12 protein-coding genes are annotated in these 12533 nt (G+C 69.4%); 3 read left to right on the top strand and 9 right to left on the bottom strand.

Annotated features, from left to right (window positions below):
- Nucleotides 1-31 precede the first annotated feature (31 nt).
- The 9 genes from ACFC02_RS10805 to ACFC02_RS10765 all read right to left on the bottom strand — a co-directional run bounded on the left by ACFC02_RS10805 (nucleotide 32) and on the right by ACFC02_RS10765 (nucleotide 9426).
- Nucleotides 32-301: a hypothetical protein gene (locus ACFC02_RS10805; protein ID WP_376355138.1), complete on the bottom strand. Its 270-nt coding sequence runs from the start codon at nucleotides 299-301 to the stop codon at nucleotides 32-34.
- Nucleotides 302-579: 278 nt separating this feature from the next.
- Complete coding sequence (locus ACFC02_RS10800; protein WP_376355136.1) at nucleotides 580-1440, bottom strand: alpha/beta fold hydrolase; 861 nt, start codon at nucleotides 1438-1440, stop codon at nucleotides 580-582.
- A gap of 45 nt (nucleotides 1441-1485) precedes the next feature.
- Nucleotides 1486-2373 carry an acetamidase/formamidase family protein gene (locus ACFC02_RS10795; protein WP_376355134.1) on the bottom strand — a complete coding sequence of 296 codons (888 nt, stop codon included), beginning with the start codon at nucleotides 2371-2373 and terminating at the stop codon, nucleotides 1486-1488.
- 95 nt (nucleotides 2374-2468) lie between these two features.
- Nucleotides 2469-2795 (bottom strand): extradiol ring-cleavage dioxygenase, encoded by a 327-nt coding sequence (locus ACFC02_RS10790; protein ID WP_376355132.1) that lies wholly within the window; start codon nucleotides 2793-2795, stop codon nucleotides 2469-2471.
- Between the two features lie 13 nt (nucleotides 2796-2808).
- A complete protein-coding gene (locus ACFC02_RS10785) occupies nucleotides 2809-3675 on the bottom strand; it encodes a hypothetical protein (protein WP_376355130.1) in 867 nt (288 codons plus the stop codon).
- A gap of 45 nt (nucleotides 3676-3720) precedes the next feature.
- Nucleotides 3721-5472, bottom strand: a complete 1752-nt coding sequence (locus tag ACFC02_RS10780; RefSeq protein ID WP_376355128.1) for a hydantoinase B/oxoprolinase family protein — start codon at nucleotides 5470-5472, stop codon at nucleotides 3721-3723.
- Nucleotides 5473-5495: 23 nt separating this feature from the next.
- Nucleotides 5496-7580, bottom strand: coding sequence for a hydantoinase/oxoprolinase family protein (locus tag ACFC02_RS10775; RefSeq protein ID WP_376355126.1), 2085 nt, complete (start codon nucleotides 7578-7580; stop codon nucleotides 5496-5498).
- Between the two features lie 235 nt (nucleotides 7581-7815).
- On the bottom strand, nucleotides 7816-8550 hold the full coding sequence (locus ACFC02_RS10770) for an IclR family transcriptional regulator (RefSeq protein ID WP_376355124.1): 735 nt from the start codon (nucleotides 8548-8550) through the stop codon (nucleotides 7816-7818).
- A 153-nt stretch (nucleotides 8551-8703) separates the two neighbouring features.
- The gene (locus tag ACFC02_RS10765) at nucleotides 8704-9426 is read right to left on the bottom strand and encodes an IclR family transcriptional regulator (RefSeq protein ID WP_376355122.1); all 723 of its coding nucleotides are present in this window, start codon (nucleotides 9424-9426) and stop codon (nucleotides 8704-8706) included.
- Between the two features lie 131 nt (nucleotides 9427-9557).
- Between ACFC02_RS10765 and ACFC02_RS10760 the strand changes: the two genes are divergently transcribed.
- Genes ACFC02_RS10760 through dmpG form a run of 3 tightly spaced genes read left to right on the top strand, consistent with a single transcriptional unit; the run spans nucleotide 9558 to nucleotide 12414 of the window.
- Nucleotides 9558-10400, top strand: coding sequence for a 2-keto-4-pentenoate hydratase (locus ACFC02_RS10760; protein WP_376355120.1), 843 nt, complete (start codon nucleotides 9558-9560; stop codon nucleotides 10398-10400).
- Nucleotides 10397-11362 carry an acetaldehyde dehydrogenase (acetylating) gene (locus ACFC02_RS10755; RefSeq protein ID WP_376355118.1) on the top strand — a complete coding sequence of 322 codons (966 nt, stop codon included), beginning with the start codon at nucleotides 10397-10399 and terminating at the stop codon, nucleotides 11360-11362. The genes ACFC02_RS10760 and ACFC02_RS10755 overlap by 4 nt, the downstream gene beginning before the upstream one ends.
- Nucleotides 11359-12414, top strand: a complete 1056-nt coding sequence (gene dmpG / locus ACFC02_RS10750; protein ID WP_376355116.1) for a 4-hydroxy-2-oxovalerate aldolase — start codon at nucleotides 11359-11361, stop codon at nucleotides 12412-12414. Before ACFC02_RS10755 ends, dmpG begins: the two co-directional genes overlap by 4 nt.
- Nucleotides 12415-12533 lie beyond the last annotated feature (119 nt).

Below are 12533 nucleotides of genomic sequence, written 5' to 3'. Positions count from 1 at the left end.
TACTGGGTCGTGGAGCCGCGGCCGCAGTCGATCAGGTATGTCGCGCCGTCGACGACCAGCGCAGTCGCGATGCCCGTACGGTCGGGCTCCACCGGGGCCCGGCCTGGGTGCCCAGGGGGATCAGCTCCGCGTCGGCCCGCTTGGCGGACCGCAGTGGCGCGGCGGACGCCGGCGTGGCCAGGCCCGCTCCCAGCAGGCCGGCCACCGCCAGGGTTCCGCCGGCGCCCCGCAGGAGGCGTCGCCGCTCCACCACGGCCGGTGAATGACTGCTTTCGATATCGGAGACTTCCAGCTCACACATGACTGCTCCCGGTGCAGAGAGGACGGGGTGAAGCAGGCGACGGGGAGTAGCTGGGGCGTGGGAGAATCGCACACGAGAGGTGCTGTGCCGCTCGAGGGCCATGGAAGCGTCGGAACTCCATCACCCCGGGTCGGCAAGCGCCTCTCGTCGTGGGCCCGGCAGCGATCAGCCCGTGGTCGGACACAGGCTGATGTCCCGCACGGACGTGCGATGAACCAACGGATTCGACTCGCCCTGTCGGGCGGGGCAGGCAGGGCGATGTGGAGCGCACGCTGCGATCAGCGGCCCGCGTGCCTGCGGAGGTACTGACCGACCACCTCGTTGAACTCCTCGGCGCGTTCGACCTGGGACCAGTGGCCGCACTGGCTGAAGAGGTGTGCGTCGGCGTTCGGGATGGTGTTCAGGAGTTCCCAGGTCCGCGAGACCGGGATGACCACGTCCTGCATCCCGTGGATCAGCAGCACGGGCATCTCCAGCTTCGAGAGCGCGTCGAGGTCGAGCGGCAGCACGTCCCTGTCTCGGTCGCGGGCTGCGACGACCTCCTGCAGTCGGCTCGACGCGCTGTCGTTCAGGGCCGCCTGGTAGCGCAGGTTGACCAGTTCGTCGGTGACCAGGTCCTTGTCCACGACGAACTGCTCCAGGGTGCGGCGGATGCCGGCCGGCGACAGTTCGGGCTTGGCGTGGCCGGCCAGCGCCGCGGTCTTCTTCGCGCCTCCGGTGCCCATCGAGACGATGCCCAGGAGACGTTCGGGTGCGTCGATGGCGAGTTGCAGGGCGACCCAGCCGCCGATCGAATTGCCGACGATCCAGGTTTTGTCGATGCCCAACGCGTCCAGGACGCGCAACGCGTGCCGGCCCCACTCCCGGATCCCGTACGCGGTGCCCGGTTTCACGACACTCTGGCCGTAGCCGATGGAGTCGATGGCGATGCAACGCCCCTGTTCTGCGAGGTGAGGCAGGTTCAGCCACCAGTTCGCGGCGGCGGTGACGCCGGTCCCCGAGCCGTGCAGGTAGAGGATCGGGGTCCCTTCGCCGAGCTCGTGGTAGTGGGTGAGCTCGCCGTCAGCGGTGGGCAACCACTTGTCTTCGAGACCGAAGAAGGCGTTGGTCCGGTATTCGGGGATATCGATGCCGGTCATCGGCATTCCTTTCACTGTGCTGTCCTGCACCGGCCGGGGCGGCGGTCATGGCCGGCGGGTGAGCTTCTCGATGACGGCGTGCACGCCCACGACGTTGTTCACCATCTGGGTCACGCGGACATTCGCAGCGATGGAGCAGAGGCTGTAGGCCTCGTCCGGATCGAGTCCTTCCTCGGCCAGCCAGTTCACCAGATCGTCCACCGCGTCATGGGCGGCGGCCTCGAGGTTCGTCCCGAAACCGGTGGAGATGAAATGAGTCCCGGTCTCGGCCCGGGGAGTGCGCAGCCGCGCCCCCGGTTCCACCGTGAACCGCAACCGGACATGGTCCATGCCGGTTTCGATGGCCGTCTGGTTCACTTCGCCGTCCCCTTGGACAGCGTGGCCGTCACCGCAGTAGAAGCCGGCGCCGTCCCGGAAGACGGGCAGCCTGAGACGGGAGCCGACGACGAGTTCGGACAGGTCCATGTTGCCGCCGAAGCAGCCGGGCTCCACCGTGCTCCGCGGACCGTCGTCGGCCGGCGCCACCCCCATGATGCCGAGGAACGGCTTGAGGGGCACGCTCACCTTGCCACCGAGGGTGGTGGTCATGGTGCTGCGGTCCAGCTGGAAGTGGCGGATCATTCCGGCGGGGAACCGGTCGCGGAGCACGCCACTGCCCCGGGGCTGGGCCACCACCAGGTTGAATCCGTGTGCTGCGGGTGTGAGCGCCAGCACGTCCACCACCAAGGTGTCGCCGGGACGCGCTCCGCGCACATGGATGGGGCCGGTGAGGGAGTGGGGACCGAGAGCGTCCGGGAAGGCCGCTCGGAGGGCCGGGAAGTCCTCCATGACGGTCTCCGGCGTTACCCGGTCGCCCCAGTGCCCCCAGGTCGACAGGGTGACCTCGTCACCGGGGTCGACCGTGAGCACCGACGGCGCGGCCGGATCGATCACCCCGACTCGAACGGTGTCCGGTGCGGCAGGCAGGTCGTGGACGCGGCCCCCCGGCCCCGGCGAGTCAGCCGGGGCCGGGCAGGCGGAGCTGCGGGTCACGCGTCGCTCGCTTCGCTGCGGTCCGGCACCCGTTCCTGACGGATCGAGGCCAGCAGATGCTGGACAGCGCTGGTGGCGCCGGACTTGTTGTTGGCGAAGAGGATCCGGGCGAACTGTGCCCCGAGGTAGGGGTGGAACCCGAGGTCATAGAGGGTACGGAAGTCCCGTTCCTCGATGGCGGTGCGTTCGGCCGGGGTCAGGTCGTAGCGGTCGAGTACGGACGACTCGTCCTTCTCGAACTCCTGGCGCAGGTCGGCGTTCCACTTGAGGTCCTGCACCAGATCGTGAGAGACCAAGGCTCGGTTGATGCTTTGCAGACTCATGGCGATCTCCTCTTCAGCGTCCGGCGGGCGCCGAGGTCATGTCCCAGCTGACGGCACCGATGCCGCAGCGCCACTTGTCCCAGGCGGTGTAGCCGAGGACGTTGCAGGGCCGCTCGCCGATCGCTCCCATGACGAGGATCCAGCTGAGCAGCTCTCCGGTGCCGCCGCTGCCGGCCTCCTCCAGCCGCTGCAGGGTGACCTCGGCCAGGACCTTGTCGTGGTCTCCGTTGCCGAGCAGGCCGAGGAACCAGTTGTCGAAGTCCTCGTCGATCCAGAAGTCCCGGACACCTCCGGGCTCGTGGCTCATGCCGCCGGTGGCGAAGAGGCCGACGCGCAGGTCGGACGGCAGATCGTTCTCGATGAGACCGGCCAGCTGCTGACCGATCTCATAGCAGCGGTGCTGATCGGGGAAGGGGGGGACGGTGACGTTCTGAAGGATGGGGATGATCGGAACGCCGCTGGCCTCGATCTCGGTCTTCACCACCGGAACCGAGATGTTGTCGTCGAAGTTGAGGTTCTCGCGGGTCGCGGAGACATGCACGCCCCGCCGGTTCAGACCGTTGAAGATCTTTTCGGCGATGTCCGGGCGACCCGGAACGGCGTATTCGCCGCACGCCAGCCAGTCCTTGAAGAATTCGGCCGGGCCGCGGTGTTCGGGTGCCATGCCGACGATGAAATCCGGGTATTCGCGGATCCGATTGTTCGCCATGTGGTCGTTGGCCACCATGATGATCAGATCGAGATCGGCCTCACGGATCTGCCGTGCCAGCGAACCGTAGGCGGAGCTGACCACCTGTTGTGACTCTCGGGGAGCCTGATCGAACATGCCGACCAGGCCCGGAGCGTGGCTCGCGGCCACGGCGAGGCTGATGTTGGCCATGGTGAGACTTCCTTTGCTGCTCGAAAGGAGGATGGGGTGCGGTGGTCAGCCCGCGGCGCGCAGTGCCCGGGTCTCGTCCTGACGGATCTCCAGGGTGTCCGGGTCGATGTCGACGCCGTAGTCGGTGCGGGCCGCGTCGATCGAGACCACGCCTTCCCGGACGTCGCGCAACACCAGCTCGGCGGGACGCAGATGCGGGTCGCCGAAGCCGCCGCCACCGCTCGCGATGACCTCGAAGACATCGCCCTTGTTGAGGGTGTAGAACGAGTTGGAGTCGACCTCGACCGGCTCGGCGCCGGCGCGGGTCAGCGTGAGGCTCTGGACGATGCCGGGCTTGCCGCCGAGCAGGCCCACGGGCGCGGTCTCCGGCATGAAGCCGCTGCCGTAGGTGGCGCAGGCGATGTCGTCGGCCAGGATCCGCCACCGGTAACGCACGCCGAGACCGCCGCGCCACTGGCCGGCGCCGGCGCTGTCGGGCAGGTACTCGAGCTCCTCCAGCAGGTACGGCGTGTCCAGCTCGTGCAGCTCGGGGTCCGGAGTGCGCAGTCCGCCCAGGGTGTTCGAGGGGGAGAGGTGGTCCCAGCCGTCGAAGCCCTCGGTGGCACCGCTGCCGCCCTTGCCCAGGAAGTGCAGGTCGCCGAAGTGACGCCCGGTGCGGGGGTTCGTCCCCATCGTGGCGGGCGTGCACCAGCGGGCCCAGCCGGCGTGGGCGCGGTTGGGAATGGCCTGGGAGAGAGCCACCCAGACCGCTGAGGCGATGGCCTCACAGGTCGGGACGGTGCACGCGGCGACGGGCGCCGGGTCGTCGGGATGCGTGATGGAGCCGGCGGGGGCGATGACGTCGATCGGTTCGATCGCACCGGCGTTGTAGCGGATGTCCGGGTCGATGCAGCCGAACAGGGCCAGGTGGGCCGAGGAGACGGTGTTGGCGATCGTGCTGTTGATGAAGCCCTTGGCCTGCTCGTCGCTGTCGCTGAAATCGAAGGTGAGGTGCTCGCCGTCGACCTTGACCGTCAGGGCGATCCGGTAGGACCGGTCCTTGTCGATGCCGTCGTTGTCGATCAGGGAGTCGGCGCTGTACTCGCCGTCGGGTATCTCGGCGATCGCGGCGCGGACCTGGCGTGCGCTCGCCTGCAGCAGCTCGTCGGTGGCCTCGCTGATGGTCTGCCGTCCGTACTTCTCCAGGAGTGCCTTCAGCCGCCGCTCGCCGATCGCGGTGGCGCCGATCTGGCAGTTGAGCACGCTCTCCACCAGGGCGCGCATCCGCACGTTGGAGAGGATGAGCTCCCAAGTGTCACGCCGCAGCCGGCCCTTCTCGACGACGCGGGCAGGGGGGATGCGGATACCCTCCTCCAGGACGTCCTGGGCTTTGGGGTTGAACCCGACGACACCGCCGCCGCCGACGTCGACGTTGTGCCCCTTGGTCGTCGCCCAGAAGACGAGCTCGCCGTCCCAGAAGACCGGCCGGGCGATGGTGATGTCCGGCAGGTGCGAGCCGCCGTTGAACGGGTCGTTGTGGATGAAGATGTCGCCGTCGTTCACGTCGTCGCCGAAGAACTCCGCGATGGCGCGCAGGGCGAACGGCGTCGCCCCGCCGATGACGGGAATGTAGTGGGTCTGGGCGAGCAGCCGGCCGTCTGCGGCGAAGAGGGAAGTCGCGAAGTCGCGGGCTTCCACGAAAATCGGCGAGCGCGACGTGCGCAGCATAGTCTGGCCCATCTCGCTGGTGATGCCGTCCAGGGCGCTGCCGATCACGGCCACGAGAATGGGATTGGACGTGGGGTGCGTCTGTGCCATCGTACGAATTCCCTTCAGTCCGGTCACTTCGCCGGCTCGATGACGTAGTTGCCCTGCGCGTCCACTGTCATGACGTAGCCCTCGATGAGGACGACGGTGGTGGTGGGCTGTTCGATGATCGCGGGGCCCAGGATGCGGTTGTCACGGCGCAGGGCGAGGCCGTCGTAGACGTCGGTCTGGACGGGCGACCCGGAGAAGATCGCCTCACGGGTGCCCTTGCGCGCGGCGGAGGGGTCCTCGCCCGCGGAGGCGTAGTCCTTCAGGGCGGGCTTGGCGGTGCGGCCCAGCGCGGTCAGGCGCACGTTGATCAGCTCGGTGGCCTGCCCCGGCATGGAGTAGCCGTTGAGGGCCTCGTGCCTCTCCTCGAAGTCGATGACCAGCTGCTTGAGCGCCTCCCGGGTGAGTTCCCCGTTGAAGGTCACCGGGACCTCGATCTCGGTGAACTGGCCGATGTACCGCACGTCGGCGCTGAAGACCAGGTCGATCGCGTCGTCCGTCACGTTCTCCGAGCGGAGCGTCTCGACGGCTTCGTCCCGCATCTCCCGGTACAGCTCGCTGACCCGGCCCAGATCCAGGGAGTCCACGTCCGAGACGAAGGTGCGCGCGTACAGGTGCTTGAGGTCGGTCAGAAGGGTGCCGACGGCGCAGAACACCGACGACTCGCGGGGGACGACGATGCGGTTGATCCCGAGTTCCTGCGCGATCGGCACGGCGTGGATCGGGCCGGCGCCGCCGGCGACCACCATGGTGAACTCCCGGGGGTCGATACCGCGCTTGACCGAGACGGCGCTGACGGCTTCGGCCATGGTCGCGTTCACCACGCGGTAGATGCCCTCGACCGCTTCGGTGACCGACAGGCCGAGCGGCTTGGCGACCTTCTCCTCGACGGCCGTACGGGACGCTTTCACGTCCAGGGTGAACGCACCGTCCCCGAACATGTCCGGGTTCAGGTAGCCCATGAGGAGGTCCGCATCGGTGGTCGTGGGGTTCACACCACCGCGGCCGTAGCAGGCGGGACCCGGGTTGGCGGTGGCGCTCTGCGGACCGACCCGGAGGATGCCGCCCGAGTCCACCCACACCAGCGAGCCGCCGCCCGCACCCACGGTGTGGATGTCCAGCATGGGCAGGGCAACGCGGTATCCGCCGATCTCGCTGTCGCTGGTCAGCAGCGACTCGCCGCCACGCACCAGCGCGACGTCGAAACTCGTGCCTCCCATGTCGACGGCGATGACGTCCTCGGAGCCGTGCCGACGGGCGTACTGCAGGGCCGCCCCCGGCGCGGCCGCCGGACCGGACATGAGGGCGTTGACCGCCGACTCACTGGCGATCTCGGGCGACATCACACCGCCGTTGGACTGCACGATGAGCAGGGTTCCGCCGAATCCGCGGTCCGCCAGCTGCTGCTTGATATTCGCCAGGTAATTCTGCAGCTTCGGTCCCACGAAGGCGTTCAGGACCGTGGTGCTGTGTCGCTCGTAGGCGCGGATCTGGGGCACGACATCGCTGGATATCGTAACGAAGACGCCGGGGAGTTCCTCGCGCAGGATTTCCGCGGTGCGCTGTTCGTGAGCGGCATCCAGGAAGGACCACAGATAGGAGACCGCGACCGCCTCGACGCCCTGCTCGCGGAATTGACGCGCTGCCGCACGCACGTCCTCCTCGTTCAGCGCGGTGATCTCGTTGCCGGACACGTCGATGCGTTCGCGGACCGTGGCGATGAGATCCCGGGGGACGAGCGGAACCGGGGGCGCGTACTTGGAGTCGTTCTGACGCTCCCGGATGCCGCGGCGCATGTTCAGCAGGTCACGGAAGCCGTGCGTCGTGACGAAGCCCGTCTTCGCCCCCTGACGAGTCAGGACGGCGTTGGTCGCGATCGTCGTGCCGTGCACGATCGTGGCCACCCCGCCGAGAAAGTCCTCCAACGACTCACCGAAGCTGTCGGCCGCTTTGGTCAACCCGTTCAGCAGGCCGACGGAAGGGTCGTGCGGGGTGGTCGGGGACTTGTAGATGCGAGACTCGCCGTTCCCTTCGATCACGAAGAGATCGGTGAAAGTACCTCCGATGTCGATTCCGATCCGTCGACTCGCCTTGTTGCTTACGTTCGTCATCGGGAAAGCTCCATTGCATTGAACCGGGGTCGCACTGGAGAACATGGAGCGCTTCGGCGCAATTACGGCTTGCGTGGATAGCGCGGCCAGTGCGGACCAAGCCTGGGATCCACGAGGGGGGCGGTGTTTCCGCGACCGTAACCCGGCTCACATCTGCCGACAACGCGTTGTTCGGCTCAGCCGAACAGCCGCCGATGCGCCGTCTCTCAGCAGGCGGCCGGCTCGGCGGGGCGAGTCACGGTGCGTGCTCGGAGAGCCGCCGAGCCGCCTCGACCACGGCGCGGGCGTACTCCTCCCCGTGGGTGGGCAGCCGGTACTCGAGGAAGCTCAGACTCAGCGCCCACGACACGTCGCCGTGCCGGTTGCTGATCGGTGCGGCGACACAGCACATGCCCTCGACGGCTTCCTCGACGTCCCACGCGTACCCGCGCTCACGAACCGAGGACAGTTCCGTCTCCAGCACCGAGAACGAGCTGATGGAACGATCGGTGAGGGGCCGCGGCTCGCCGTAGAGGGTTCGGAGCTCACGAGGGGAGAGATAGGCCAGCAGCACCTTGCCGACCGCTGTGCAGTGCGCCGGGAGCCGTTCGCCCACGCGCGTCGCGTTGACTCGGACCCCGGTGGAGGGTGCGATCTTCTCCAGGTAGACGACCTCGCTGCGGTAGCGGGACGCCAGCTGAACCGTCTCGTGGTGAGTGTCGACCAGGGCGCGCATCTCCGACCAGGCCGGACCGGAGATCTCCGAGGTCATCCGCGCGCGGAGTCCCAGCTGGAAGGAGTGCCACCCGAGCCGGTAGCGGCCGCGCCCCGTGCGACGCAGAAGACCGAGAGCGGCCATGCTCTGCATGTAGTCCCAGACGGTCGTCTTGGGCAGGTCGAGTGCGCGGCACACGTCGCTGACCGTCCACTCGGGAGCGTCGGAAGAGAAGAGATCCAGCATCCGCACGGCCCGTTCGAGACCGTCGATCATGCCGCAGCCTTTACCCGCATGGCCGACAGCGTACCCGGCCCTTCAATGCCGTCGCGTTGACCCGAGAGGACCCGGGAACCGGCGTTCGTACTGGCCGTCCGCGCGCTTTCCCGGCAGAGCCGGCCTGAGCAGCCGGCCGTGAGCGGGCCGCAGTCAGATGCCTCCGCGCAGGACGCGGGACAGGCCCAGGGCGGCCGTCCGTACCGCCGGAGCCAGTTGGGCGGGGCGGAAACGCGAGCGGGGCACCGCCACCGAGAGGGCCGCCACGGCCGTGCCGCCCGCGAACACCGGGGCCGCGATGCAGCTCACGCCCGGTGCGGCCTCCTGCTCCTCGTAGGCCAGGCCCGACACCTGGGTCTTCTCCAGTGCCATGCGCAGCCGTGCCGGGTCGTTGATCGAGTACGGGGTGAGGCTCGGCAGCGGCCCCGACAGCACCTCCTCGGTCAGCTCGGTCCCGGAGAAGGCCAGCAGCGCCTTGCCCACCGCGGTGCAGGTCAGGGGCAGGCTGCCGCCGATGCGGGAGGGCAGTTGCAGAGCGTCGTGGCCGTGGATGCGCTCGAGGTAGACGACCTCCAGGCCCTCGCGGACCCCGAGGTGGATGGTCTCGCGGGTTGCCTCGAAGAGATCCTGCAGGAAGGGCAGGGCCGCCTCGCGCAGATCGCGGCGGCGCGGTACCAGCGAGCCGAGCTCGAACAGCTTCGCGCCGAGCCGGTAGTGAGCGCCCGAGCGCTCCAGCCACCCCAGGCGCACGAGGTCCGCCGCCAGGCGGTGCACCGTCGGCTTGGGCAGGGCCGTGCGTTCCGAAAGTTCCGACAGACGGTAAGGACCGCCGGTCGAGCGGAAGCATTCGAGGATCAGCGCAGCCTTTTCGAGCATGCTGCCGCCAGCGTTGTTCCGTGTCACGGAACAAACATTGGCGCAGCGGGGACCCGGTGTCTATACCGGAAGACGCCACAGGGCATCGAAAGCCCACGTCCGCCCCCTTACCCGTTCTCTGGAGGTAGCCCGTGCCGACCGTCCCCGACCGCGTCCCGCCGGACGCCGTCCCACCGGCGGTGGTCAAGGCCGCCGACGCGCTGGCGGAGGCCGCCCGCACCGGGACCGCCTGCCCGCCGGTGCGCACGCTCTTCGACGACGGCGACATCGAGACCGCCTACATCGTGCAGCGCCTGAACGTCCAGCGCGGCCAGGCCGCCGGACGCCGGATCGTCGGCCGCAAGATCGGCCTGACGTCCCGGGCCGTCCAGCAGCAGCTCGGCGTGGACCAGCCGGACTTCGGCGCGCTGTTCGCGGACATGGCCGTGCCCGAGGACGGCGCGGTGCCTGCCGGGCGGCTGCTGCAGCCGAAGGTGGAGGCGGAAGTCGCGCTCGTGCTCGGCAGCGACCTGCCGCACCGCGAGTGCACCGTCGTCGACGTGCTGCGCGCCGTCGACTTCGCCCTTCCCGCCCTGGAGATCGTCGACAGCCGGGTGAAGGACTGGGACATCTCCATCACCGACACCGTCGCGGACAACGCCTCCTGCGGGCTGTACGTCCTGGGCGGCTCGCCGGTGCCGCTGAGCGCGGTCAACCTCCGCTCCGTACGGATGACGATGACCCGCAACGGCGAGGTGGCCTCCGAGGGCACCGGCGCCGACTGCCTCGGCAGCCCCCTCAACGCCGCCGCCTGGCTGGCCTCGGCCCTCGCCGGCATGGGCGACCCGTTGCGGGCCGGCGACCTGGTGCTGACCGGGGCCCTGGGCCCGATGGCCGTGGCGGCCCCGGGCGACGTGTTCGAAGCCCGTATCTCGAACCTGGGCGCCGTACGGGTCGGGTTCGCCGCCGAAGGAGCAGAAGGAGACCACGCGTGAGCAGCGGAACGAACGCCCGGACCAAGGTGGCGGTCATCGGGTCTGGCAACATCGGCACCGACCTGATGATCAAGATGCTGCGGCTCTCCGAGACCCTGGAGATCGCCGTGATGGCCGGCATCGACCCGGCCTCGGACGGTCTGGCCCGCGCCCGCCGTCTGAAGGTGGCCACCACCCACGAGGGAATCGACGGCCTGGTGGCGATGGACGAGTTCAAGGACGTGGAGATCGTCTTCGACGCGACCTCCGCCGGCGCCCACCAGCGCCACGAGGAGGTGCTGCGCCCCCTCGGCCGTACGCTGATCGACCTCACACCGGCGGCCGTCGGCCCCTACGTCGTCCCGCCCGTCAACGGCGACGCGCATCTGGACGCGCCGAACGTCAACATGGTCACCTGCGGCGGCCAGGCCACGATCCCGATCGTCGCCGCGGTCAGCGCCGTCACCCCCGTGCACTACGGTGAGATCGTCGCCTCGATCTCCTCCCGTTCCGCGGGCCCCGGCACCCGGGCGAACATCGACGAGTTCACCGAGACCACCTCCTCGGCGATCGAGCAGGTCGGCGGCGCCGCCCGCGGCAAGGCGATCATCATCCTCAACCCCGCCGAGCCGCCGCTGATCATGCGCGACACCGTGCACTGCCTGGTCTCCGACTGCGACACCGAGGCGGTCACGGCCTCCATCGAGGAGATGGTCGGCCGCGTCCAGGCGTACGTGCCCGGCTACCGGCTGAAGCAAAAGGTGCAGTTCGACCGGGTGGGGGACGACGATCCGCTGCGGTCCCTGCTGCCCGCCGAGGCCGCCGGTGCCGGCGCGCTGAAGGTGTCGGTGTTCCTCGAGGTCGAGGGCGCCGCCCACTACCTTCCGGCCTACGCCGGAAATCTCGACATCATGACCTCGGCCGCGCTGCGTCTCGCGGAGCGCATGGCCGCACACCGCTCCACCGAGGGGGCCGCACGATGACCGCGACGGAGACCAACGGCACCTCCGCCACCCCGCCCGCCCTGTACATCCAGGACGTCACCCTGCGCGACGGCATGCACGCCGTCCGGCACCGCTACACCGTCGAGCAGGCCCGCACCATCGCCGCGGCCCTGGACGCCGCCGGGGTGGCCGCGGTCGAGATCGCCCACGGCGACGGCCTGTCCGGTTCCAGCATCAACTACGGCGTCGGCGCCCACACCGACTGGGAGTGGATCGAGGCCGTCGTCGACGCCACCCGCCACGCGGTGCCGACCACGCTGCTGCTGCCCGGCATCGGCACCCTCCACGACCTCAAGCAGGCGTACGCGCTCGGCATCCGCTCGGTGCGCGTCGCCACCCACTGCACCGAGGCCGACATCTCCGCCCAGCACATCGCCGCCGCCCGCGAGCTGGGCATGGACGTCGCCGGGTTCCTGATGATGTCCCACATGGCCGAGCCCGCCGAACTCGCCCGTCAGGCCAAGCTGATGCAGTCCTACGGCGCCACCTGCGTGTACGTCACCGACTCCGGCGGCCGCCTGACCATGGACGGCGTCCGGGACCGCCTCCGCGCATACCGCGACGTCCTCGACCCGGCCACGGAACTGGGCATCCACGCCCACCACAACCTCGCCCTCGGAGTGGCCAACTCCGTCGTCGCGGTGGAGGAGGGCGTCCGGCGCGTGGACGCGTCCCTTGCCGGTCAGGGCGCCGGAGCGGGCAACTGCCCGCTGGAGGCCTTCATCGCGGTGGCGGACCTGATGGGCTGGAAGCACGGCTGCGAGCTGTTCCCGCTGATGGACGCCGCCGATGACATCGTCCGCCCCCTGCAGGACCGCGAGGTCCGCGTCGACCGCGAGACCCTCAGCCTGGGCTACGCCGGCGTGTACTCCAGCTTCCTGCGCCACGCCGAGGCCGCTGCCGCGCGCTACGGCCTGGACACCCGCAGCATCCTTGTCGAGGCCGGGCGCCGCGGCATGGTCGGCGGACAGGAGGACATGATCACGGACATCGCCCTGGACCTGGTCGCCCGCGCGGAGAACGCGGCGTGACCTCGCCAGGACGGTGGTGACACGGGTGGGCCCCGGGGGGTGGGCGCCCCCGGGGCCCCCCCGTCGGTCCGAGCCCCCGCCCGCACCCCGGGGGCACACCGATAACCCCCGGCCCCGGT

The organism is Streptomyces sp. NPDC056160 (assembly GCF_042268205.1).
Lineage (GTDB): Bacteria > Actinomycetota > Actinomycetes > Streptomycetales > Streptomycetaceae > Streptomyces.
The sequence above is the reverse complement of the archived record's forward strand: the minus strand, read 5'-3'. Positions and strand labels throughout refer to the sequence as shown.

What these genes read in the sequence shown, in the direction of transcription:
- ACFC02_RS10805 (WP_376355138.1), bottom strand. Translation starts at nt 301, where the DNA reads ATGTGTGAGCTGGAAGTCTCCGATATCGAAAGCAGTCATTCACCGGCC.
- ACFC02_RS10800 (WP_376355136.1), bottom strand. Translation starts at nt 1,440, where the DNA reads ATGACCGGCATCGATATCCCCGAATACCGGACCAACGCCTTCTTCGGT.
- ACFC02_RS10790 (WP_376355132.1), bottom strand. Translation starts at nt 2,795, where the DNA reads ATGAGTCTGCAAAGCATCAACCGAGCCTTGGTCTCTCACGATCTGGTG.
- ACFC02_RS10785 (WP_376355130.1), bottom strand. Translation starts at nt 3,675, where the DNA reads ATGGCCAACATCAGCCTCGCCGTGGCCGCGAGCCACGCTCCGGGCCTG.
- ACFC02_RS10780 (WP_376355128.1), bottom strand. Translation starts at nt 5,472, where the DNA reads ATGGCACAGACGCACCCCACGTCCAATCCCATTCTCGTGGCCGTGATC.
- ACFC02_RS10775 (WP_376355126.1), bottom strand. Translation starts at nt 7,580, where the DNA reads ATGACGAACGTAAGCAACAAGGCGAGTCGACGGATCGGAATCGACATC.
- ACFC02_RS10770 (WP_376355124.1), bottom strand. Translation starts at nt 8,550, where the DNA reads ATGATCGACGGTCTCGAACGGGCCGTGCGGATGCTGGATCTCTTCTCT.
- ACFC02_RS10765 (WP_376355122.1), bottom strand. Translation starts at nt 9,426, where the DNA reads ATGCTCGAAAAGGCTGCGCTGATCCTCGAATGCTTCCGCTCGACCGGC.
- dmpG (WP_376355116.1), top strand. Translation starts at nt 11,359, where the DNA reads ATGACCGCGACGGAGACCAACGGCACCTCCGCCACCCCGCCCGCCCTG.